We start from the raw sequence: 23,033 nt of genomic DNA on the forward strand, positions 1-23,033 counted from the left end.
GGTCCGTCAGGAAGCGTCGGCCGGCCCGGCCGGCGGGCCGGTCTGTGAATGAACTCGGATCTGTGGATAACCGTCCCGCGCGAGGTGTTTCCGCAAAGTTCGCCGGTGATCGGGCTGCATGATCCCGCGCGCCGTGCCAACCTGGCTGTCATGGGTTCCACGCAGGAGTTCGACCTCGTCGTCATCGGATCCGGCCCGGGTGGGCAGAAGGCCGCGATCGCCGCCGCCAAGCTGGGAAAATCCGTCGCAGTCATCGAGCGTGGACGCATGCTCGGCGGGGTCTGCGTGAATACCGGGACCATCCCGTCCAAGACGCTGCGTGAGGCGGTCGTCTACCTCACCGGGATGAGCCAGCGCGAACTGTACGGCTCCAGCTACCGGGTGAAGGAACGGATCACCCCTGCCGACCTGCTGCGCCGCACCACCCACGTCATCGGCCGGGAACAGGACGTCGTGCGTAACCAGCTCCTGCGCAACGGAGTCGAGCTGTTCGAAGGGCACGGCCGCTTCCTCGACCCGCACACCCTGGTCATCGAAGACCCCACCCGCGACGAGAACGTCAACATCCGGGCGCGGTACGTCGTCATCGCCACCGGCACCAAGCCCGTCCGGCCGGCCGGCGTGAACTTCGACGAAGAACGTGTCCTGGACTCCGACGGGATCCTGGACCTCAAGAGCCTGCCGCAGTCGATGGTGGTGGTCGGCGCCGGCGTCATCGGTATCGAGTACGCGTCCATGTTCGCCGCCCTCGGCACCAAGGTCACCGTGATCGAGAAGCGCCCCACGATGCTGGACTTCTGCGATTCCGAGATCATCGAGTCCCTCAAATTCCACCTGCGCGACCTCGCGGTGACGTTCCGGTTCGGCGAAGAGGTGACCGCGGTGGACGTGGGCCCCGGCGGAACCCTGACCACGCTCGCGAGCGGAAAGCAGATCCCCGCCGAGACGGTGATGTACTCGGCCGGCCGGCAGGGACAGACCGAGCACCTCGACGTCGCCCAGGCCGGCCTCGAGATCGACAGCCGCGGAAGGATTTTCGTCGACGACAACTACCAGACCAAGGTCGACCACATCTACGCCGTCGGCGACGTCATCGGCTTCCCCGCGCTGGCGGCGACCTCGATGGACCAGGGCCGGCTGGCGGCCTATCACGCCTTCGGCGAGCCCTGTAAGGGCATGACCGACCTGCAGCCGATCGGCATCTACTCCATTCCCGAGGTGTCGTACGTCGGCGCCACCGAGGTCGACCTCACCGACAGCTCGGTCCCGTACGAGGTCGGGGTGTCGCGCTACCGCGAACTGGCCCGCGGGCAGATCGCCGGCGACTCGTACGGAATGCTCAAACTCCTGGTCTCCACCGAGGACCTGACGCTGCTCGGCGTGCACATCTTCGGCTCCAATGCCACCGAACTGGTCCACATCGGCCAGGCCGTGATGGGCTGCGGCGGGACCGTGGAGTACCTGGTCGACGCTGTCTTCAACTACCCGACGTTCTCCGAGGCCTACAAGGTCGCCGCGCTCGACGTGATGAACAAGCTGCGGGCCCTCAACCAGTTCCGGAGCTAGGTGCTGCAGCCGTCGTCAGGGGCGCCGGTGGCGCGGTCTGCGGGGCCACCCTCCTGCGCACGCTGATACACCACCTGGACCTGCACATCGAACGGTGACGAGTACGACAGCTCGTTGCTGCTGCAACCACCGCCCTGCAGACCGCCGACCACTCCCCTGACCTCGTTCCCCGACACCCAGGGCGAGCCGCTGGTGCCGTCCACCAGCCCCGGGCAGCGCAGCGCCGGGAACCCGCGGTCCGGGCGTGACGTCGGACCGCTGCAGCTGACCTGACCGCCGCCGTCACCGAGCGGGTATCCCGTCACCGTGATCGGAACGTCCGGACCGGGCGCGGCGCCGAGCACGAAGCCGCCGCCGGCGCGGTGCTCCAGCGTCTCGGTCGTGGCCGCACCGCCGTGGCTGACCCGGGCGATCGCGAAGTCGGCTGCCGGGTCCTGGCCACGGACCCAGCGCGGGTCCAGGTACACCGCGTCGATGTGCCAGAAGTCCCCTGGCACGCCGCCGCGGTAACCGGGCGCGAACGTCGCTTCGACCGAAGAATCGAGGCAGTGCGCGGCCGTGATGATCAGATTCCCCGCCAGTGAGTCGAGCACCGCGCCACTGCAGGTGTGTACCGAATCGCCGCCCAGGAACACCGCTCCGACGCGCGAATCGGGACGGGGTCCCGGGACGGCGGCCGCACCTGCGTTGACCGTGCCGACGTCGCCGGTGCGGGGATCGGCCTTGATCGGAGGTGGGCTGCACGCAGTGGCCAACAGCGCGACGAGCGCGCTCACGACCAGTCGGGTGCCCAGCATCTGTCCGATCTTGCCCGATACCTCCTGCCCGAGCAGCATCTGGTGCACCATGGCGTACTCCGGGGTGACCCGGGGAACAAGGTGAGAATGCGAGACACTTGTAGGAGACGCACCCCACTGCGAGATGTGGGCGAGGCAGTACGGCAAGGAGTGTGAAGGTGAGCGAGCACGACGGGCACGCGGACGCGAGCGACCAGCGGCCCGAAGACCACCGGGGCCAGCAGTATCAGCCCGAGCAGAGCGGCATGTACGAGCTGGAGTTCCCTGCGCCTCAGCTGTCCGCCGCAGACGGCCGCGGACCGGTGATGGTGCACGCCCTCGAAGGCTTCTCCGATGCCGGCCATGCGATCCGGCTGGCCGCCGAGCACCTGAAGAACACGCTCGATACCGAACTGGTCGCGTCGTTCGCCATCGACGAACTGCTGGACTACCGGTCGCGTCGACCGCTGATGACGTTCACCACCGATCACTTCACCAAGTACGACGATCCCGAGTTGAATCTGTACGCGCTGCACGACACCGCCGGGACGCCGTTCTTGCTGCTGGCCGGGATGGAGCCGGACCTGCGCTGGGAACGTTTCATCACGGCGGTGCGGCTGTTATCCGAGCGGCTCGGGGTCCGGCAGGTCATCGGGCTGGGCGCCATCCCGATGGCGGTGCCGCACACGCGCCCCGTCACCATGACCGCACACGCGGGCAACAAGGAACTGATCGCTGATCACACGCCCTGGGTGGGCGAGGTGCAGGTTCCGGCCAGCGTGTCGAACCTGTTGGAGTACAGGATGATTCAGCACGGCCACGAAGCTCTGGGCTTCACGGTGCACGTGCCGCACTACCTGGCGCAGACCGCGTATCCGCCGGCCGCGGAGGCGCTGCTGGGCGAGGTCTCGCGAATCGCATCGCTGCAGATTCCGCTGCACGAGCTGTCCGAGGCGGGCGCCGAGGTGTACACGAAGATCAGCGAGCAGGTGGAGGCCAGCGCCGAAGTCGCTCAAGTGGTCAGTGCACTGGAACAACAGTACGATTCGTTCGTCGCTGCTCAGGAAAATCGGTCGTTGCTGGCACGTGACGAGGAACTACCCAGCGGCGACGAGCTCGGCGCACAGTTCGAGCAGTTCCTCGCCGAACAGTCCGGCGACGGATTCTCCGATCCCCAGGCCGGCGACGACGACACTGTCGGCGACTGACCACGCGGTCGGCTCCGCCGACACGATGGGAAGGAGCTGGGACGATGTCCGATGGGAAGCCCACCCTGCACTCCGTGCGTGACGTCACGCCGCGGCTGGAGTACCGCACCATCCACGGTTACCGGCGGGCGTACCGGATAGCCGGTTCGGGACCGGCGATCCTGCTCATCCACGGCATCGGTGACAACTCCACCACCTGGGAGACCGTTCAGACGCGCCTCGCGCAGCGCTTCACCGTGATCGCCCCGGACCTGCTGGGCCACGGCCAGTCCGACAAACCGCGCGCCGACTACTCGGTGGCGGCATATGCCAACGGCATGCGCGACTTGCTCAGCGTGCTGGACATCGAGCGGGTGACGGTCGTCGGCCATTCGCTGGGCGGCGGCGTGGCCATGCAATTCGCCTATCAATTCCCGCAATTGATCGATCGTCTGGTGCTGGTGGGTGCCGGCGGCGTCACCCGCGACGTGAACATCGCGCTGCGGCTCGCGGCCCTGCCACTGGGCACCGAAGCGCTGGCACTGTTGCGAATCCCGCTGGTACTACCCGCGCTTCAGCTCGCCGGGCGTCTCGGCGGAGCACTGCTCGGGTCGACCGGGCTCGGCCACGACCTGCCTAACATGCTGCGAATTCTCAACGACCTGCCCGAGCCCAAGGCCTCATCCGCCTTCGCCCGGACCCTGCGTGCGGTGGTCGACTGGCGGGGCCAGGTGGTCACGATGCTGGACCGATGTTATTTGACGGAAGCCATTCCGGTGCAATTGGTTTGGGGCACCCACGATGCGGTCATCCCGGCTGCCCATGGAGAACTGGCCCACGCCGCGATGCCGGGCTCCCGGCTCGAGTTCTTCGACCACTCTGGACATTTCCCGTTTCACGACGACCCCGATCGGTTCGTGAAACTCATCGAGGAATTCATCGACACGACTGCGCCGTCGGTCTACGACCGTGACGCCCTGCGCGGACTGTTGCAGACCGGCGTCACCGCAAAGTCGATCGACGCACCGCGCGATACGAAGTTCGCGGTTCTCGACGCGATGGAGACCGACGAACGCAGCGCGACCTAGCTTGTCGTCAGCCCGGCGACGTCACGCCGCGGTGCGCGCGCAGTGCCTCGATTTCGCGTTCGAAGTCCTCAGCGGACGAGAATGAGCGGTACACCGAGGCGAACCGCAGATAGGCGACCTCATCGAGGTCACGCAGAGGGCCGAGGATCGCCAACCCGACCTCATGGCTCGGCACTTCGGGAGATCCGGTGGCCCGCACCGCATCTTCGACCTTCTGTGCCAACTGGTTCAGGGCATCGTCGTCGACCTGCCGTCCCTGGCAGGCGCGCCGCACGCCCTTGATCACCTTGTCCCGGCTGAACGGTTCGGTGACGCCGCTGCGTTTGACCACCGCGACGACTGCGGTCTCCACCGTGGTGAACCGGCGGCCGCACTCCGGGCATGACCGGCGACGCCGAATCGCCTGCCCTTCATCAGCTTCTCGTGAATCGACCACACGCGAGTTCGGATGCCGGCAGAACGGACAGTGCATCACCGCTCCTTCGCCGCACCGACAATCGACCGTTTCGAACGGTCTTGAGCCTACCCGTGCCGCTCGGACGCGGCCGGGCGCCGTGCCGATCGAGGTGCGCACGGGCTGTCCTCAGCCGACCGGTGCGATCAGCGTCTGACCGGCGTTCAGCGCCACCGACGGCAGCTTGTTGAGCTCCTTGATGCGGTCGACGACGGCGCTGACGGGCGCGTCGGGCGCCACGCGCCGGGCGACCTGCTGAATGGACTCCCCGGTCTGCACCCGGACCACCGCGAGCTGTGCGGGCACCGAGGCCGCCGACGAGGTCGGCTGGACAGCTTCGCCGAACTGCGCCACCAGGCCCAGCCACACCGTGATCCCGGCCGCGACCAGAGCCAGCATCACCGTGGTCAACGGCGTGATCGGGTTGCGACGGTGTGAGGCCCGGGAGGTCAGTACTCCCGTACCGCGGTGGCGGAAGGCCGCGCCCGCAGGACGGGAACCGGCCGGCCGCAGCCGGGCCTGGCGGTGCCGATTCACATCTGAACGCCGAGGCACGGTGCGGACGACGACGTCGGTCGGGTATTCGCGGGTGATGACGGTCATGTCGGTTCCTCTCAGGAGTTCGTACATAGGTTCGATCGCTCTTGTGTTCGACTATATCGCCCAAATGTTCGAACGGTAGAACATGTGATCGAACTGTTGCGAACGATACGACGACCCACCGACAAGTTCCGTTCGCCGACTCCGCCGCCCCTTTCACGACGTCACGACGAGATCCGTCCGCGACACGCCGACCCGCCCGATCTCGAACACATGTTTGATGAATCGTCCGCACTGGGCTAGATTCGTCTGCATGAGCGACAGCACCGATACCCCGGACACCCAGCCAGGCGGACGGTCCAGCAGCCTCACCGAGCGCCAGCGGACCATCCTCGACGTCATCCGCACCTCGGTCACCACGCGCGGCTATCCGCCCAGCATCCGGGAGATCGGCGACGCCGTCGGCCTCACTTCGACCTCGTCGGTGGCCCACCAGCTGCGCACGCTGGAGAAGAAGGGCTACCTGCGCCGCGACCCGAACCGCCCGCGCGCCGTGGACGTGCGCGGTGCGGACGACTCGACGGGCGCCACCATCACCACCGATGTCTCCGGTTCGGACGCGCTGCCCGAACCGACGTTCGTGCCGGTGCTCGGCCGGATCGCCGCCGGCGGCCCAATCCTTGCCGAAGAGGCCGTCGAAGACGTCTTCCCGCTCCCCCGCGAACTCGTGGGTGAGGGCTCGTTGTTCCTGCTGAAGGTGGTTGGCGAGTCGATGATCGACGCCGCGATCTGCGACGGCGACTGGGTCGTCGTGCGGCAGCAGAACGTGGCCGACAACGGGGACATCGTCGCGGCGATGATCGACGGTGAGGCCACGGTGAAGACCTTCAAGCGCACCAAGGGCCAGGTGTGGCTGATGCCGCACAACCCGGCGTTCGACCCGATCCCGGGCAACGACGCGGTCGTCCTCGGCAAGGTCGTGACCGTCATCCGCAAGATCTGAGGGCTGCCGGACCTAGAGATGAGCCCCGCTGCAGTCGCTCGCAGCGGGGCTCAGTCATGACTCCGGTCAGCCGCGGATGAACCCGTTGGTGACCGCGAATTCCTCACTGGCAAACCAGATTTGGACGGGCGCTTCGTCATACCCGGGAGATCCCGGCACCCAGTACAAACCCGACTCGGTATTGGCCTTGATGCCGTAGCCCTCAGGCGGCTCCGCACCGGTCGCGACGCGGAACGACATCTGCGCGGTCTCGGGTTCCTCGGCCCCCAGCGCGTGGTGCCGGCCGCTGGCCGGACCGGCCGCGACGGTGTCCTCCGCAGGCGCCTCGTCCACAGGCGCCTCGGCTGACGGTTGTTCCGCTTCCGAGACCGCCGGTGCCTCGGCCTCGGCCACCTGTTCCTCGGGCTCAGGCTCGGGCGCACGCTCGTCAGCCTGGTCCTCGGTGTCCTGGTCCTCGGCCGGCGCAGCCCAGACACGGTCGCCGGGGTTCCGGGGCCGAAGTCCGGCGAAGCCCGCCAACCCGGCCGCGGTCAGACCTGCCGCCGTGCCACCACGACGCAACGCATCGGGGAGTTGCACCGAGGCCGTCGGTTCGTCGGCGGGTTCGCGGTCGCCGTCGTCGTCGCTCGCCTGCGGCTCAGGCTCGTAGGGTTCGGCCGCGTCGACCGGCTCGGCGTCGAGCTCGGCTTGCGCCTCGGCATCGGCATCGGCATCCGCCTCACCGTCGGCGGGCTGCTCGGCCGTGAAATCGGGGTACACCGTCGGCGCGGTGTCGATGACGTCCGGGTTGCTCTGGAACGCGGGCCCGCCGTGCGGGCCGTCGAACTGCTGGTCCTCGGCCGCGAACTCGTCGCCGTACTCACTGTCGACACCGCCGTCCGCATACTGCGGGTCGCCGTACTCCCCGTCGCCGAACTCGTGGTCGTCGTAGTCGTACGCGTCCTGATCGGCGACGGCGTCCGGTCCGGCGTGCCGCCGGCGCCGCAGCAGCGACGCGATCACGATGCCGACCACGACGAGCAGCAGCGGGATGATCGCCAGCAACCACCACCAGTGGAACTGGTACCACTTGCCGGCCTCGTCGGACTGCGAGGTCACCCCGCCCGGCAGATCGACACTGGGTACCTGCAGGCCGCCCAACTGCGACGCCAGTTCTGCCGGCTCGGTGCTGAAAGCGCGGCTGGACTTGTTCCACGAGATCGAACCGCCCGTGAACTTCTGGCTGACGACGTCGCCGCTCACGGTCTGATCGGCGGTCGGTGCGCCGAGCTTGCCGGTCGCGCCGCCGAGCTTGTCCCATGCCGCGTTCATCGCGCCGCGGACGACGAACGCGCCGTGCTCGGGCGTCCAGAAGATCGCCGGGTTGTCGGCGGCGGCGAAGGTGGCGATCCGGCTCGTGGGCGAGATGCCGCCGTCGGTCTCGTTGCTCGCCGGGAATCCGAGATCGCCCTGCGGGCCGCCGGCCGCGCGGTATTTGGCCAGCACGTCGCCGGTGATCGCGTGCGCACCCGTCGCCGGTGAATAGAAGATGGTGCCGCCGGCGAAGTTCTGTGCCACGCCGTCGCCGACCTTGTACTGGGCACCCTGCTCGTCTCCGAGGGTGCCCTGCGGCCCGCCGGCTGCCCGTCGTGCGGCGGCGATGGCCGTCGTCGCGTCGCCCGGCACGTCGAGGCCGGTCAGCTGGCCGGCCAGGTCGGCCGGCGTGGTGGTGAACGCCTTGGTCTTGGCGTTCCAGCTCACCTCACCGCCGGTGAAAGGCTGGGTGACGACGTCGCCCTTCCAGGACTCGTCGGCCGTGGGTACGCCGAGGGTGCCGGCCGACCCGCCGAGCTTGTCCCAGGCGGCGTTGATGGCGCCGCGCACCACCCAGGCGCCGTTGTCGGGCGTCCAGAAGATGACCGGCTTGTCAGCGGCACTGAAGGTGCTGTTGCGGCTGTCGGTGGCCTTGCCCGCGCCCTCGTCGATGGTCGGGAAGCCGAGATCGCTGTCCGCGGCGCCGCCCAAGGCCTGGTACTTGTCGAGGATCGCGCCGTAAATGAGATGGGCGCCGGTGCCCTCGCTGAAATAGATCTTGCCGCCCGCGAAGTTCTGCGCAAAGCCCGCGCCGACCTGGTAGACGTCACCGTCCTTGGCACCCAGCTCACCTGTGTCACCACCCGCGGCATCCCACGTGTGGGATATCGCCGCGTCGGCGTCGCTTTCCGGTGTCGCGTATGCCGTCGGAGCCATGAGCAATGCCACCGCGACAGAAAGGGCCCCGACACCAGCCCATCCGCCACGGGTTCGCAGCCCGGTCATCGAATTCCTCCCGCGGTCGGCAAAACTCCGGATACAAAATTCCGTCAGACAAACTCTCTTGATTGAGAGATTCTGTCAACTTTGCTTCAGTTCATGCCCATCGTGCGGGATATCGGGCAGTGACGCACCAGTGTGTCGCGCTTCGATATGCGAATAAATTCGCGCGGCAATTAGTTAAACGCCCAATCCGCGGCCGATGATCTCCTTCATGATCTCGGTGGTCCCGCCGTAGATGGTCTGGATGCGCGAGTCCAGGAATGCCCGCGCAATGGGATATTCGCGCATATAGCCGTAGCCGCCGTGCAGCTGCAGACACCGGTCGACCAGGCGAACCTGCGCCTCTGTCGAATACCATTTGGCCATCGCCGCCTGGTCGATTGTCAGCTTTCGATCGAGATGCAGACGAATGAACTCATCGACCATGATTCGCACCGCCGTGGCCTCTGTCGCCAGTTCCGCCAACACGAATCGGCTGTTCTGGAAGCTGCCGATCGGCTTGCCGAACGCTTTACGCTCCTTGGCGTATTGCAATGTCGATTCCAGCACGGCCTCCATCGCCGCGGCAGCCATCACGGCGATGGAAATGCGCTCCTGCGGCAGGTTCTGCATCAGATAGACGAATCCCATGCCCTCGACACCCAGCAGGTTTTCGGCCGGGACTTTGACGTCGGTGAACGACAATTCTGCGGTGTCCTGCGCGTCGAGGCCGATCTTGTCGAGGTGACGGCCGCGCTCGAAACCCGCCATGCCACGCTCGACCACCAGCAGGCTGAAGCCCTGCGCGCCCTTGTCCGGGTCGGTCTGCGCGACGACGATCACCAGGTCGGCGTGAATACCGTTGGTGATGAACGTCTTCGAGCCGTTGAGCACGTAGTGGTCGCCGTCTTTGACCGCACGGGTCTTGATGCCCTGCAGGTCACTACCGGTGCCCGGTTCGGTCATCGCGATGGCACAGATCAGTTCGCCGCTGCAGAAACCGGGCAGCCAGCGCTGCTTCTGCTCGTCGTTGGTCAGCTCGAGCAGGTACGGCGCGATGACGTCGTTCTGCAGAGTGAAGCCCAGACCGCTGTGCCGTCCCGCCGCGGTCTCCTCGCTGACGATGACGTTGTAGCGGAAGTCCGGGTTTCCGCCGCCGCCGTACTCCTCCGGCACGGCCATGCCGAGAAAGCCCTGCTTGCCCGCCTCGCGCCAGACCTCGCGGTCGACGATCTTGGCCTTCTCCCATTCCTCTCGGTAGGGCTCGGCATGGCGGTCGAGGAACGCGCGGTACGACTCCCGGAACAGCTCGTGCTCGGGTTCGAACAACGTGCGGTCGTACTTGATGACACCCATGTGAGACCTCCGGTACTGGATAAGTTTGCAACAACTTATCCCAACCGGGCGGTTGGTTGTGAGCGGGCCCACACCCGGCGCGTCGCCGGGTGGCGACTACCTCGCCTGGCTGCGGCCGGACTGCGAACGGCCCGACTGCCCCTGCGAACGACCACCCTGGTTACGCCCGGGCGCCTGCAGCCCACCACTCGAACGCCGGCGACGGCGCTGCGCCTGCCCAGCGGTCGCCGTCTTGGCCGGACGGTTGCCGCCCCGAGGCGCGGGGGCCTCCTTGGGCGCCGGCGCGCGATACGGCGCGATCTCGCCGACCAGTGCCTGCACCGACGCCGAATCGGCGACGACTTCCTGCGGCCGGGCCGTGATGCCGGCCTTGCGCAGCAGCTGCTGGGCATCCTTGCGCTGCTCCGGGAGCACCACGGTCACGACGTCGCCGGCGCTTCCGGCGCGGGCCGTACGTCCCGACCGGTGCAGGTACGCCTTGTGCTCGGCAGGCGGGTCCACGTGGACCACGAGCTCGACCTCGTCGACGTGCACACCGCGCGCGGCGATGTCGGTGGCGACGAGGACGCGCGCCTCCCCCGAGCTGAATGCGGCGAGGTTGCGGTCCCGCGCCGGCTGAGACAGGTTGCCGTGCAGGTCGACCGACGGCACACCGGACTCGGTGAGCTGCCGGGCCAGCTTGCGAGCCTGGTGCTTGGTGCGCATGAACAGGATGCGCCGGCCGGTGCCCGACGCCAGCCGCTGCACCAGGTCGCGCTTCTCGGCGACACCGGCGACGTGGAACACGTGGTGCGTCATGGCCGGCGGCGGCGCATCGATCTCGTCGACCGAATGCGTGATGGGATCGGACAGGAAGCGCCGCACGAGCTTGTCGACGCCGTTGTCGAGCGTCGCGGAGAACAACATGCGCTGACCGCCGGCGGGGGTGGCCGCCAGAATCCGGGTGACGCCGGGCAGGAAGCCCAGGTCGGCCATGTGGTCAGCCTCGTCCAGCACCGTGACCTGCACGGCGTCCAGGCTCACCAGCTTCTGCTTCATGAGGTCTTCGAGACGGCCCGGGCAGGCGATGACGATGTCCACGCCGCCGCGCAACGCGTCGACCTGACGGTTCTGCGAAACGCCACCGAAGATGGTGGTCACCTTGAGTCCCACCGCAGTGGCCAGCGGTTCGACGGTGGCGGCGATCTGGGTGGCCAGCTCGCGGGTCGGGGCCAGCACCAGGCCGGTGGGACGCGACGGACGTCGCGAGGCGCCGGCCAGCCGGGCCACCAGCGGAATGGAGAAGGCGAGCGTCTTACCGCTGCCCGTGCGGCCGCGGCCGAGGACGTCCCGGCCGGCCAGGGTGTCGGGCAGGGTGCTGACCTGGATGGGGAACGGCGCGGCGATGCCGCGGCCGGCGAGCGAGGCGACGAGCGCCTCGGGAACGCCGAGTTCAGCGAAGGACGACGATTGTTCTGCAGACATGGATGAGTACAGCCTTTCCGGCACGGAGGGTCGACAATGCCGGCGGCAGTATCGGTCGCCGCGAGAAGTGCTGGTGCAGATGGACTGACACGGCTCTCAGCCGTTCCACGACGTGATCAGCGGGCGTGTCCTGCGAAGGAGCGCAACTGATGTTGAGTCAGAGCTTAGTACCGAACATCGCCCGTCGCCGACCACGGCAATCGGTACGGCCGATCGCGGGACGAAAAACCCTGTCCCGCAATGAGTATCGCAGTGGTGTGATTTCACCCACGATCCGCGCGCTGCCACACCGAAGAATCGACACGATCGACAAATTTTCGGCAAACACCCGGTCCCGGTCCTGTCACAGTGCGACGATGCGAAACAGGTGCCGATCATCGGATCGGCGACGTCGAAAGGGGGGCGAGGCCATGCGCAACTTCGGACGCACCATCCCCGCAGCTGTGGCCGTGACGCTGACGGTGCTGAGCACGGTTCTGCTGGGCGTGGTCTCGATGGTGACGGCCGCGTTGACCCTCGCCGCAACCGCGCTGATCGTCCCGGGTACCGGCACCCCGAACGCGAATGTTGTTGCGGGATACAAGGAGAACGCCGACAACTACTACATCGCCCCGTTCAATCCGGCGTGCACGCAGCCCACCTGCACGCTGCAAGGCATCAACTATCCCGCGCAGTTCTGGCCGATCCCGCTGCCCGGCTGGGGTGGGCTGTCCGGCGCCAAATGGAACGACTCGACGGGCCAGGGCATCCTCGCGCTGGACACGGCGCTGCAGCTGGCCCTGCCCGCGGCAACGCCCCAAGACCCGGTCATCATCTTCGGCTACTCCCAGGGCGGCAACATCGTGAGCCGCGAGAAGGCCACGCTGTCGGGACTGACCGACGCGCAGAAGGCCTCGTTGGCCTTCGTCATGATCGGCAACACCAACCGGCCCAACGGCGGCCTGTTCGAGCGACTGGCCTTCCTCGGCACGGTGCCGATCCTGGATGTCACCTTCGGTCTGCCGGCACCCACCAATACCGGCATCAAGACCACCGATATCGCGTTCGAGTACGACGGCGTCGCCGACTTCCCGCTCTACCCGATCAACCTGCTCGCCGATCTCAACGCCATCGCCGGTTTCTGGTACACCCACGGCACCTACCTGGCGCCCAACGAGAACAGCGATGCCGGCGAGATCCCCGACCTCGAGTACACGCCCACAGAATTGGACGCCGCGTTGAAGGACCCGGCGAACCAGACCGTGTACGGCGACACCACCTACATCACCATCCCGACCAAGACCCTGCCGATCGTGCGGCCGTTCCTGGAGTTCGGCGGCTTCACCCACACCAGCTTCATCATCAAGCCGATCGTCGACCTGGTCTCCCCCGTGTTGCGGGTGCTCATCGACACCGGCTATGACCGCAGCCTGAGCCCGGGCGTCCCGGCGCCGTTCCGATTGATCCCGCTGCTCAACCCGATCACGCTGACGGTCGACCTGATCAACGCCGCGGGCGCGGGAGTCAAGGCCGCGATCAGCGATATCACCGGCGGCAAGGTGCAGCTCCCGGTCGGCGCGACCACCCCGGCGCCCGCGCCGACGACCGTCGCGGCCCTGACCGGCTCGACCGCACCGAAGGCGGTGTCCGCCACCCCGACCGGTGACACCAAGCTCGCGCCCGTGACGGCTCCGAAGCTCTCGACCACCCCGGATACCAAGGACACCGACACCAAGGACGGCGACACGAAGATCACGGCCGTCAAGGACACCGACACCAAGACCCCGGACACCAAGGTGACGGATCCAAAGACCACCGACACCACCAGCCCGAAGCAGGACCCGAAGCCCGGCACCGACCCGGCCACCAACCAGGGCCCGGCCAAGGACGGTCAGACCGGCGCCGCCGACAAGACCAATGACAAGGCCGGCGACACGACCACCGACAAGACCAAGAAGCCGAAGAAGGACAAGAAGGTCAAGGCCCCCAAGGCCGTGAAGCCGGCCGCCGACAAGGCCGACAAGCCGGCCAAGGCCGCCGCCTGAACTAGGCGGTGACGAACTCGCCGAGGCTGGCGGCCAGCGCCATCGGCACCCAGCCCTTGATCCGGGTGCCGTCGGTGGTGTGTTCGGTGGCCTCGACGCGGCCTTCGGCGTGGACGCGAGCCACGAGGTCACCGCGGTCATAGGGAATGGTCACGTCGACGGCGGCGTCGGTCGGTTCGACCAGCTCGCACATGCGCATCCGTAGCCGGTCCAGCCCCTCGCCGGTGTGCGCCGACACGAACACGGCATCCGGCAACGCGCGCCGCAGGTGGGCCAGCGCCAGATCGCCGGCGGCGTCGATCTTGTTGACCACCAACAGCTCTCGCGGGGCGGCGATGTCGTACTCGGCGACGACTTCCCCGACGACCTTGCGGACCGCGTTGATCTGCGCCAGCGGATCGGCGTCGGAGCCGTCGACGACGTGGACGAGCAGGTCGGCGTCGACGACCTCCTCCAGCGTCGACCGGAACGCTTCGACCAGCTGCGTCGGCAGGTGCCGCACGAACCCGACGGTGTCGGTCAGGGTGAACGGCCGGCCGTCGTCGAGCTGGCCCCGGCGCGTGGTGGGTTCGAGGGTGGCGAACAGCGCGTTCTGCACCAGCACGCCGGCGCCGGTGAGGGCGTTGAGCAGGCTGGACTTGCCGGCGTTGGTGTAGCCGACGATCGCGACGGACGGGGTGTCGCTGGCCCGGCGGCTGTGCCGCTGGGTGTCGCGAATCTTCTTCATGTCCTTGATCTCGCGGCGCAGCTTGGCCATCCGCTCGCGGATCCGCCGACGGTCGGTCTCGATCTTGGTTTCACCGGGGCCTCGGGTACCGACGCCGCCGCCGGCGCCACCGGCACGACCACCGGCCTGCCGGGACATCGACTCACCCCAGCCGCGCAGCCGCGGCAGCATGTACTCCATCTGGGCCAGCGACACCTGGGCCTTGCCTTCGCGGCTGGTGGCGTGCTGGGCGAAGATGTCGAGGATCAGCGCGGTGCGGTCGATGACTTTGACCTTCACCACCTTTTCCAGCGAGTTCAGCTGGGCGGGGCTCAGTTCACCGTCACAGATGACGGTGTCGGCGCCGGTGGCGAGCACGATCTCGCGCAGCTCCAGGGCCTTGCCGGAGCCGATGTAGGTCGAGGCGTCCGGCTTGTCGCGGCGCTGGATCAGGCCTTCGAGCACCTCGGAGCCCGCGGTCTCGGCGAGGGCGGCCAGTTCGGCGAGGCTGTTGTCGGCGTCGGCCGACGTGCCGTCGGTCCACACACCGACCAGCACCACGCGTTCGAGGCGCAGCTGGCGGTATTCGACTTCGGAGATGTCGGCCAGTTCGGTCGACAGACCGGCAACGCGGCGCAGTGCCGCCCGGTCTTCGAGGGCCAGTTCACCGACGCTGGGGGTGTTGTCAGGATCGAAAGGAGAGGTCATAGGTAGTTATCGATGGTGCCCGCAAAGTCAGCGGGGCGCATCTGAATTTCCTTCGTTCTCGTGCCACCATTCGGCGGCGAGTTCACCGTGCGCCAGCAGCACCGACGGCCCGCGCAGGAAGCTGGTGTCCTCGGTGATGGTCACGCTGACCTCGCCGCCGGGGATCACCACCCGCAGGCTGCCGGTGTCGGCGCCGATGTGGTTCAGTGCTGCCAACGTGGCAGCGACGGTTCCGGTTCCGCAGGAGCGGGTTTCGCCCACGCCCCGCTCGTGCACCCGCATCGCCACGACCCCGTTGGCGGGCGCGGTCAGCACCTCGACATTGACGCCCTCGGGGAACTGGTCGGCGTCGAAGGACACCGGCGCCGCGACATCCAGCGCGGTGAGCCCGGCCATGTTCAGCGACGGGTCGACACAGGCCAGGTGCGGGTTGCCGACGTCCACCGCCAGGCCCGCGAAGGTGCGCCCGGCGATGACGGCCTTGCCGGGCCCGAACGAACGGGCCTTGCCCATCTCGACCGTCACCTCGGCGTTGACCGCGTCGGCGCCGTGCACGACCACCGGACGCGGCCCGGCCAGGGAACCGACCACGAATTCGTCGCGGTGCTCGAGCCCGGACGCGCGCAGGTAGTGCGCGAAGACCCGGACCCCGTTGCCGCACATCTGGGCGATGGAGCCGTCGGCGTTGCGGTAGTCCATGTACCAGTCGTCGGCGGCGACGCCGTCGGGAAGGTCGTCGAACACGCCGGCGTTCTGCGCGGCGCCGGCCTTGGTGACCCGCAGCAGGCCGTCGGCCCCGAGTCCGCGGCGCCGGTCGCACAGCGCAGCGATGACCGCGGGGGTCAGGTTCAGTTCGGCGTCGACATCGGGCAGCACCACGAAGTCGTTCTGGGTGCCGTGCCCTTTCGAAAACCGCACAGCTTCAGGATACGTGGCGCCACTGCCGGATGGTCTCGGCCGCATTCCCCTCCGCATCGCCGGCCAGCCACGTGATGCGGCGATCGCGCCGGAACCAGGACCGCTGCCGGCGCACGTAGCGCCGGGTGCCGATGAAGGTGCGCTCCTGCGCCTCGGCGATCGCGGCGTCGTCGCCACCGGCGTCCAGCGCGGTCAGCACCTGTGCGTAGCCCAGGGCCCGGGCCGCCGTCACGCCGTCGCGCAGGCCGCGGGCGCGCAGCGCCAGCACCTCGTCGACCAGCCCGGTGGCGAACATCAGGTCGGTGCGGCGCTGCAGGCGGTCGTCGAGAATCTCTGTGTCCCAGTCCAATCCGACGATGAGGGTGTCCCAGCGGGGCGCGCCGATCTGTGGCGCCGACGCCGCGAACGGCCGGCCGGTGAGTTCGACGACCTCCAGTGCCCGCACGATGCGCCGGCCATCGGTGTTGAGGATCGACGCGGCGGCCTCGGGATCGACCCGCGCCAGTTCGCCGTGCAGCGCCGTGACCCCGACCTCGGCCAGCCGGTCCTCCCACCGGGCCCGCACCGCGGGGTCGGTCGCAGGGAACGACCATTCGTCGAGCAGCGCCTGGATGTACATCATCGACCCGCCGACGATCACCGGCACGGCGCCGCGGGCGGCGATGTCCTCGATGTCGGCCGCGGCGGCCGCCTGGTACTTCGCGACGGTCGCGTTGTCGGTGACCTCGAGGACGTCGAGCTGGTGGTGGACGATGCCGCGCCGCTCCGGCACCGTCAGCTTGGCGGTGCCGATGTCCATGCCTCGGTAGAGCTGCATGGCGTCGGCGTTCACGATCTCGCCGCCGAGCTGTTCGGCGAGGTCCAGTGCCAGGGCCGACTTGCCGGTTCCGGTGGGGCCGACGACCGCGATGGGCCTCACTGGGGGATCCAGGTGCCGACGAAGTAGCCGACGCCGTACGGGGCGCCGCGGTACAGCTCGGTCGCCTTGGGGTCCGGTCCGGCCAGCCCGGCCAGCACCTGGTAGGCGGCACGGCCGAGCGCGCCGGACAGGCCGGCGAGCGCGACCACGTCGCCGGTGGCGAGTGCGTCGTCCCACTGCGCTTGGCGCGCAACGGAATCGGGGTCGAAGCCGCCGGGCGCCGCCGCGGTCAGGGTGTTCGCGCCGTCGGCGACCACGAGCACACCGACGGGCTCGGCGGCCGCGTCCAGCTCCGCGCGCAGCGCGCGGCCCCGCTCGAGTGCCACCTCCGGCGCCAGGTCGTCGGCGAAGACCCGCACGTCGACCGTCGCTCGCGCGTTCACACTCCCCCGCAGCCAGCCCGCGATCAACGCGCACAACGGCAGCGGCCGCGCCGCACCGGACGAGCCCGGCGTAAACGTGGCCCGGACGTCGGCGCCGTAACCGGCGAAGGTGCCGACCGCGTCGGCGGGCACCCGGTCATCCTGCGCACCGACACCGACCGCCACCCAGCGCGACGGCAGGTCCTGCGCCGCACACCGCACCGCGGCCGTCAGATCCGCCAGTTCGACAGCGGCGCCGGACGCCAGCTCAGGCACCAGAATGGGGGCCGACGGGACGATCGCGATATGTGTCAGGCCGGCGCTACGCACGCGTCCACGCTAACGAGTCCGGCAAACGCCTGCGCAGACGGCGGGTCGACCTGTTTGAATAGCGTGCGAGTAACAGATGACGGCGCCGCGTCGCGCGGCAGAAGCGTGGGTCACCCCACGCGCGGGCATGAGGAGCACGAGATGACCACCACCGAACCCGGCAACACCCCGAAACCGACTCCTCGGCCCGGTCCGCCGCGCCCCGGTCCCAAACCGAGCGCCGTCCCGCACCATCCCCCGGCCCCGCCGGTGGCCGCCCCGCCGACGTGCGATCCGCACCGCTTCGGCCGCGTCGACGACGACGGCACGGTGTGGCTGATCACCGCCGCCGGCGAGCGCAAGATCGCGTCGTGGCAGGCGGGCGACGCCGAGGCCGCATACGCCCACTTCGGCCGCCGGTACGACGATCTGAGCACCGAGGTGGCACTGCTGGAGCACCGGCTCGGCAGCGGCAGCGGCGATGCCCGCAAGATCAAGTCGGCCGCCGCGACGCTGCTGGAATCGCTGCCCGAGGCCTCGGTACTGGGTGACGTCGATGCCCTGACCGCCCGGCTGACCACCATCGTCGAGCAGGCCGGCGCCAGCGCGCAGGAGGAGCGGGCCAAGCGCGACGAGCACCGCGCCGCCCAGACGGCCCGCAAGGAAGCCCTGGCCGCCGAGGCCGAGGAGATCGGCGCCAACTCCACGCAGTGGAAGGCCAGCGGTGACCGGCTGCGCGCGATCCTCGACGAGTGGCGCACCATCACCGGCCTGGACCGCAGGGTCGACGACGCGCTGTGGAAGCGCTACTCGGCGGCCCGCGAGGCGTTCAACCGGCGCCGGGGCTCGCACTTCGCCGAGCTCGATCGCGAGCGGGTCGGCGTGCGGCAGGCCAAGGAGGCGCTGTGTGAGCGCGCCGAGGCGCTGTCGGGCTCCACGGACTGGGGCGCCACCGCCGCGACGTTCCGCGATCTGCTGACGCAGTGGAAGGCCGCGGGCCGCGCCGCCAAGGACGTCGACGACGCGCTGTGGAAGCGGTTCAAGGCTGCCCAGGACACGTTCTTCAGTGCCCGCAACGCGGTCAACGCCGAGAAGGACGCCGAGTTCAACGCGAACGCCGACGCCAAGGCCGAGCTGCTGGCCGAGGCCGAGAAGATCGACATCAGCGATGTCGACGCCGCGCGTGCGGCGTTCCGGGCCATCGGCGACAAGTGGGACGCCATCGGCAAGGCCTCGCGCGACCGCACCGCGGAGCTGGAGCGCCGGCTGCGGGCCGTCGAGAAGAAGATCCGCGACGCCGCGCAGAGCGGGTGGAGCGACCCGGAGGCGCAGGCCCGGGCCGATCAATTCCGCGAGCGGGCCGAGCAGTTCGAGCGTCAGGCCGAGAAGGCCGAGGCCGCGGGCAAGGCGAAGGATGCCGAGAAGGCGCGGGCCAGTGCGGCGCAGTGGCGTGAGTGGGCCGACGCGGCTTCCGCCGCGATCAAGAAGTAGGTTCGTCCGGTCCGTCGAGCAGCCCGCGCTTCTGCTGCTCGGCGGTCGACTCGCGGCGCTGTGCCTCGGCGGCCAGCTGCACCGCGGTGCGTGACCACACCACGCGGGCCCAGTGGAACGTCAGCAGGATGACGGCGATCCAGGCCAGGTAGAGCCCGAATCCGGGGCCCGGGTACGGCTTGACGACGGTGTTGCGCGACCAGATGGCGAGCATGCCGAGGAAGCACGACACGGCGGAGCCGGCCAGCGCGATCCAGGCCAGGCCCCAGCGGCGGGTCAGCAGCGCCAGCATCGAGAAGCCGACGCTGAACACCAGGATCAGCCACACGAACACCCGCGACGGCAGCAGGATCTTCGCGTCGAGCGCGACCTGGTCGCCGAGCAGCACGTCGAAGCCCTTGACGGCGCCGGTGTGCGGCAACACGAACGACAGCAGGATCACGAAGACGCAGATCGCCACGACCATGGCGCGGCCGCCCGGGTCGATCTCCCGGGCGATGCGCTGCTCCGCGGCATCGATGTCGCCTTTGAATTCCTCGAATTCGCCGTTCGAGCCGCCGGTCGGCTGTTCGGGCTTGGTGTCGTTCATCGTGAACATCCCTGCTCTACGGGCGTGACGGGCGGCGCGCCGATCTGCGGCATGCCCAGGCCTACGCCGGTGGTGGGTTTGCGGCCCGCGGCGTGCGCGTCACCCGCGCGGGTGCGGCGGTGGCTGATGATCGGCGTGTCGGCGATCAGGTGGTGCGGCGCCGCACCGGTGACGGTCGTGGTGACGATGTCGCCCGGGCGGATGTCGGCGTCACCCGGGGCGAAGTGCACCAGCCGGCCGTCACGCGCGCGGCCCGACATCCTCTCGGTGGCCGAATCCTTGCGGCCTTCGCCGGTGGCCACCAGCAGCTCGACCTCGCGGCCGACCTGGGCCAGGTTCTCCTCCCACGAGATGCGCTCCTGCAGCTCGATGAGCCGCATATAGCGTTCGGAGACAACCTCTTTGGGGAGCTGGTCGGGTAGCTCGGCGGCCGGGGTGCCGGGCCGCTTGGAGTACTGGAAGGTGAAGGCGCTGGAGAACCGGGCGCGTTCGACGACGTCGAGCGTGGCCTGGAAGTCCTCTTCGGTCTCGCCCGGGAACCCGACGATGATGTCGGTGGTGATAGCCGCGTGCGGGATCGCGGCGCGCACCCGCTCGATGATGCCGAGGTACTTCTCGGCCCGGTAGGAGCGCCGCATCGCCTTGAGGATGCGGTCCGATCCCGACTGCAGCGGCATGTGAAGCGTCGGGCAGACGTTCGGGGTGGCCGCCATGGCTTCGATGACGTCGTCGGTGAACTCCGCGGGGTGCGGGGAGGTGAACCGGACGCGTTCCAGCCCTTCGATGTCGCCGCAGGCACGCAGCAGTTTGGCGAATGCGCCGCGGTCGCGCTCGATGTCGGTCCAGGCGTCCGGGTGCTCCCGGAGGCGCTCATCCGAGGAGAAAGAGACGCCGTACGCGTTGACGTTCTGGCCCAGCAGCGTGATCTCCAGGACGCCCTGGTCCACCAGCGACTGCACCTCGGCGAGGATGTCGCCGGGACGCCGGTCGACCTCTTTGCCGCGCAGCGACGGCACGATGCAGAACGTGCAGGTGTTGTTGCAGCCGACCGAGATGGAAACCCAAGCGGCGTAAGAAGATTCGCGTGTGGCCGGCAATGCCGAGGGGAATTCCTGGAGGGCCTCGACGATCTCGACCTGGGCTTCGCGGTTGTGGCGGGCGCGTTCGAGCAGCACCGGCAGCGAGCCGATGTTGTGCGTGCCGAACACCACGTCGACCCACGGCGCCTTGCTCAGCACCGTGTCGCGGTCCTTCTGCGCCAGGCAACCGCCGACGGCGATCTGCATGTTGGGGTCGGTCTGCTTGCGCGGCGCCAGGTGGCTGATGTTGCCGTAGAGCTTGTTGTCGGCGTTCTCGCGGACCGCACAGGTGTTGAAGACCACGACGTCGGCGTCGTCCCCGTCCTCGGCGCGCCGGTATCCGGCGTCTTCGAGCAGGCCGGCGAGCCGCTCGGAATCGTGGACGTTCATCTGACACCCGTAGGTGCGGACCTGGTAGGTGCGCCCCGCGCCGGAACCCGTAGCGGACTCCGCGGCGTCAGCTTCCACGTCCGGAGTCGCTGTCGAAATCACGTGCCAATCGTACGGGCGGCGCGTTTTATACCAAATTTGTCGGCGGGCTTCCGGGTTTCTGTGAGTGATCCGCGCGCCGTCGCTTACCTGGGTAATGTCTGTGCGCATGGTCACCGGCGAGCCGTCACCTGCCACCCCGATGATCTCGGTCAAGGGGGTCAACAAGCACTTCGGCGCACTGCATGTGCTGAAGGACATCAATCTCGAAGTCCCGCGCGGACAGGTGGTCGTGCTGCTCGGGCCGTCAGGGTCGGGCAAGTCGACGTTGTGTCGCACCATCAACCGGCTGGAGACCATCGACTCCGGATCGATCCACATCGACGGTGAGCTCCTGCCCGAGGAGGGCCGCAAGCTGGCCACGCTCCGTTCCGAGGTGGGCATGGTGTTCCAGTCGTTCAACCTGTTCGCGCACAAGACAATTCTCGAGAACGTCACCCTCGCGCCCATGAAGGTGCGGCGCAAGAACAAGGACGAGGCCCGCAAGAAGGGGCTGGAACTGCTGGAGCGGGTCGGGGTCGCCAACCAGGCCGACAAGTACCCGGCGCAGCTGTCGGGTGGTCAGCAGCAGCGCGTCGCGATCGCCCGGTCCCTGGCCATGGGCCCGAAGGTCATGCTGTTCGACGAGCCCACGAGCGCGCTGGACCCCGAGATGGTCAACGAGGTGCTGTCGGTGATGACGTCGCTGGCGACCGAGGGCATGACCATGATCGTGGTGACGCACGAGATGGGCTTCGCCCGCCGCGCGTCGAACCGGGTGGTGTTCATGGCCGACGGCACCATCGTCGAGGACGCCGAGCCCGACGAGTTCTTCACCGCGCCGAAGTCGAACCGGGCCCGGGACTTCCTGGGCAAGATCCTGGACCACTGATCGTGGAACGATCGATTGGGCAGAAGTTGGTGAGCCGCACACTCCGCTGTCTTGCCGCGGTCACCGTGCTGATCGTGGCGCTGCTGTCGCTGAGCGCCTGCGGCGCGAACAGCAAGAAGATCACCATCGGCACCAAGTTCGACCAGCCCGGTCTGGCCGCGAAGAAGCCGGACGGCACCCTGGCCGGCTTCGACATCGACGTCGCGAAGTATGTCGCAGGCCAGCTCGGCTACAAACCCGACGACATCGAGTGGAAAGAAGCGCCGTCGGGTCAGCGCGAGAACCTGATCCAGAACCACCAGGTCGACTTCATCGTCGCCACCTACTCGATCACCGACGCCCGTAAGCAGAAGGTGTCGTTCGCCGGGCCGTATCTGGTCACCGGCCAGAGCCTGCTGGTGCGCGCCGACAACAACGAGATCACCAGCGTCGAGTCGCTGCAGAACCACAAGAAGCTGTGCTCGGTGTCGGGCTCCACACCGGCGCAACGCATCAAGGACAAGTACCCGGGTGTGCAGCTGCAGCAGTACGACACCTACTCGGCGTGCCTGGAGGCGGTGAAGACCGGCGCCATCGACGCGCTGAGCACCGACGAGGTGATCCTGGCCGGCTACGCGGCCCAGACCCCGGGCGCGTTCAAACTGATCGGCAAGCCGTTCTCGGTGGAGAAGTACGGCATCGGATTGCTCAAGGGCGACAAGGAATTACGCCAGAAGATCAACGACGCCATCGAGAAGATGCAGAAGTCCGGCGAGTGGCAGGCCGCTTTCGACCGCAATCTGGGTCCGGCCGGGCTGTCGGCGCCGCCGCCTCCCCCGCTGGACACCAACATCAACGCAGCGGGTGGCGCGAAGCGCGTC

Annotated in this window: 19 protein-coding genes and 1 pseudogene; 8 read left to right on the plus strand and 12 right to left on the minus strand. The window is 68.3% G+C overall.

What is annotated here, in order from left to right; genetic code table 11:
• Positions 1 to 150 precede the first annotated feature (150 nt).
• Positions 151 to 1,566 carry a Si-specific NAD(P)(+) transhydrogenase gene (sthA, locus tag ACJEIK_RS17095; protein WP_061006049.1) on the plus strand — a complete coding sequence of 472 codons (1,416 nt, stop codon included), beginning with the start codon at positions 151 to 153 and terminating at the stop codon, positions 1,564 to 1,566.
• Here the strand turns inward: sthA and ACJEIK_RS17100 are convergent.
• A complete protein-coding gene (locus ACJEIK_RS17100) occupies positions 1,563 to 2,363 on the minus strand; it encodes a trypsin-like serine peptidase (protein WP_409347402.1) in 801 nt (266 codons plus the stop codon). The two genes, sthA and ACJEIK_RS17100, sit on opposite strands and share 4 nt — an antisense overlap.
• Before the next feature lie 245 nt (positions 2,364 to 2,608).
• Here ACJEIK_RS17100 and ACJEIK_RS17105 point away from each other — a divergent pair, with 245 nt between their 5' ends.
• Both ACJEIK_RS17105 and ACJEIK_RS17110 read left to right on the plus strand, forming a co-directional pair.
• A complete protein-coding gene (locus ACJEIK_RS17105) occupies positions 2,609 to 3,550 on the plus strand; it encodes a proteasome assembly chaperone family protein (protein WP_061006048.1) in 942 nt (313 codons plus the stop codon).
• A gap of 44 nt (positions 3,551 to 3,594) precedes the next feature.
• Positions 3,595 to 4,617, plus strand: coding sequence for an alpha/beta fold hydrolase (locus ACJEIK_RS17110; protein WP_061006011.1), 1,023 nt, complete (start codon positions 3,595 to 3,597; stop codon positions 4,615 to 4,617).
• A 7-nt stretch (positions 4,618 to 4,624) separates the two neighbouring features.
• Here ACJEIK_RS17110 and nrdR read toward each other — a convergent pair whose 3' ends face one another.
• Both nrdR and ACJEIK_RS17120 read right to left on the minus strand, forming a co-directional pair.
• Positions 4,625 to 5,089, minus strand: coding sequence for a transcriptional regulator NrdR (gene nrdR, locus ACJEIK_RS17115; protein WP_043393836.1), 465 nt, complete (start codon positions 5,087 to 5,089; stop codon positions 4,625 to 4,627).
• Between the two features lie 111 nt (positions 5,090 to 5,200).
• Positions 5,201 to 5,674, minus strand: coding sequence for a LysM peptidoglycan-binding domain-containing protein (locus ACJEIK_RS17120; protein WP_409430041.1), 474 nt, complete (start codon positions 5,672 to 5,674; stop codon positions 5,201 to 5,203).
• A 250-nt stretch (positions 5,675 to 5,924) separates the two neighbouring features.
• Here ACJEIK_RS17120 and lexA point away from each other — a divergent pair, with 250 nt between their 5' ends.
• A complete protein-coding gene (gene lexA / locus ACJEIK_RS17125) occupies positions 5,925 to 6,614 on the plus strand; it encodes a transcriptional repressor LexA (protein ID WP_061001161.1) in 690 nt (229 codons plus the stop codon).
• A gap of 66 nt (positions 6,615 to 6,680) precedes the next feature.
• Here the strand turns inward: lexA and ACJEIK_RS17130 are convergent, their stop codons facing one another.
• The 3 genes from ACJEIK_RS17130 to ACJEIK_RS17140 all read right to left on the minus strand — a co-directional run bounded on the left by ACJEIK_RS17130 (position 6,681) and on the right by ACJEIK_RS17140 (position 11,708).
• Complete coding sequence (locus ACJEIK_RS17130; protein ID WP_082761717.1) at positions 6,681 to 8,912, minus strand: hypothetical protein; 2,232 nt, start codon at positions 8,910 to 8,912, stop codon at positions 6,681 to 6,683.
• 174 nt (positions 8,913 to 9,086) lie between these two features.
• Positions 9,087 to 10,244 (minus strand): acyl-CoA dehydrogenase family protein, encoded by a 1,158-nt coding sequence (locus ACJEIK_RS17135; protein ID WP_061006448.1) that lies wholly within the window; start codon positions 10,242 to 10,244, stop codon positions 9,087 to 9,089.
• Between the two features lie 96 nt (positions 10,245 to 10,340).
• Positions 10,341 to 11,708: a DEAD/DEAH box helicase gene (locus ACJEIK_RS17140; protein ID WP_061006449.1), complete on the minus strand. Its 1,368-nt coding sequence runs from the start codon at positions 11,706 to 11,708 to the stop codon at positions 10,341 to 10,343.
• Positions 11,709 to 12,118: 410 nt separating this feature from the next.
• Here ACJEIK_RS17140 and ACJEIK_RS17145 point away from each other — a divergent pair, with 410 nt between their 5' ends.
• The gene (locus ACJEIK_RS17145) at positions 12,119 to 13,732 is read left to right on the plus strand and encodes a PE-PPE domain-containing protein (RefSeq protein WP_061006450.1); all 1,614 of its coding nucleotides are present in this window, start codon (positions 12,119 to 12,121) and stop codon (positions 13,730 to 13,732) included.
• 1 nt (position 13,733) lies between these two features.
• Here ACJEIK_RS17145 and hflX read toward each other — a convergent pair whose 3' ends face one another.
• From hflX to ACJEIK_RS17165, 4 genes are read right to left on the minus strand one after another with little or no spacing between them, the layout of a single operon-like run.
• Positions 13,734 to 15,146, minus strand: a complete 1,413-nt coding sequence (gene hflX, locus ACJEIK_RS17150) for a GTPase HflX (protein ID WP_061006451.1) — start codon at positions 15,144 to 15,146, stop codon at positions 13,734 to 13,736.
• A gap of 27 nt (positions 15,147 to 15,173) precedes the next feature.
• Positions 15,174 to 16,064, minus strand: a complete 891-nt coding sequence (gene dapF / locus ACJEIK_RS17155) for a diaminopimelate epimerase (RefSeq protein WP_061006452.1) — start codon at positions 16,062 to 16,064, stop codon at positions 15,174 to 15,176.
• Between the two features lie 4 nt (positions 16,065 to 16,068).
• Positions 16,069 to 16,983: a tRNA (adenosine(37)-N6)-dimethylallyltransferase MiaA gene (gene miaA, locus ACJEIK_RS17160; protein WP_061006453.1), complete on the minus strand. Its 915-nt coding sequence runs from the start codon at positions 16,981 to 16,983 to the stop codon at positions 16,069 to 16,071.
• The gene (locus tag ACJEIK_RS17165; RefSeq protein WP_082934504.1) at positions 16,980 to 17,675 is read right to left on the minus strand and encodes a hypothetical protein; all 696 of its coding nucleotides are present in this window, start codon (positions 17,673 to 17,675) and stop codon (positions 16,980 to 16,982) included. The genes miaA and ACJEIK_RS17165 overlap by 4 nt, the downstream gene beginning before the upstream one ends.
• Before the next feature lie 141 nt (positions 17,676 to 17,816).
• On the opposite strand from ACJEIK_RS17165, the gene ACJEIK_RS17170 reads away from it, so the two are divergent.
• Positions 17,817 to 19,145, plus strand: a complete 1,329-nt coding sequence (locus ACJEIK_RS17170; protein ID WP_064857496.1) for a DUF349 domain-containing protein — start codon at positions 17,817 to 17,819, stop codon at positions 19,143 to 19,145.
• On the opposite strand, the gene ACJEIK_RS17175 is transcribed toward ACJEIK_RS17170, so the two are convergent.
• Together ACJEIK_RS17175 and miaB are read right to left on the minus strand one after the other, a co-directional pair.
• A complete protein-coding gene (locus ACJEIK_RS17175; protein ID WP_082762343.1) occupies positions 19,135 to 19,743 on the minus strand; it encodes a hypothetical protein in 609 nt (202 codons plus the stop codon). The genes ACJEIK_RS17170 and ACJEIK_RS17175 overlap by 11 nt on opposite strands.
• A complete protein-coding gene (gene miaB, locus ACJEIK_RS17180) occupies positions 19,731 to 21,281 on the minus strand; it encodes a tRNA (N6-isopentenyl adenosine(37)-C2)-methylthiotransferase MiaB (protein ID WP_061006860.1) in 1,551 nt (516 codons plus the stop codon). The genes ACJEIK_RS17175 and miaB overlap by 13 nt, the downstream gene beginning before the upstream one ends.
• A gap of 163 nt (positions 21,282 to 21,444) precedes the next feature.
• On the opposite strand from miaB, the gene ACJEIK_RS17185 reads away from it, so the two are divergent.
• Entirely contained in the window at positions 21,445 to 22,173 is a 729-nt protein-coding gene (locus tag ACJEIK_RS17185) for an amino acid ABC transporter ATP-binding protein (protein ID WP_165605466.1), read from the plus strand.
• 65 nt (positions 22,174 to 22,238) lie between these two features.
• Positions 22,239 to 22,997: pseudogene (locus ACJEIK_RS17190) on the plus strand (glutamate ABC transporter substrate-binding protein); the annotation flags it as partial.
• Between the last annotated feature and the right edge of the window lie 36 nt (positions 22,998 to 23,033).

This window comes from Mycobacterium sp. SMC-16 (assembly GCF_046250085.1).
GTDB classification, from domain to species: domain Bacteria; phylum Actinomycetota; class Actinomycetes; order Mycobacteriales; family Mycobacteriaceae; genus Mycobacterium; species Mycobacterium phocaicum.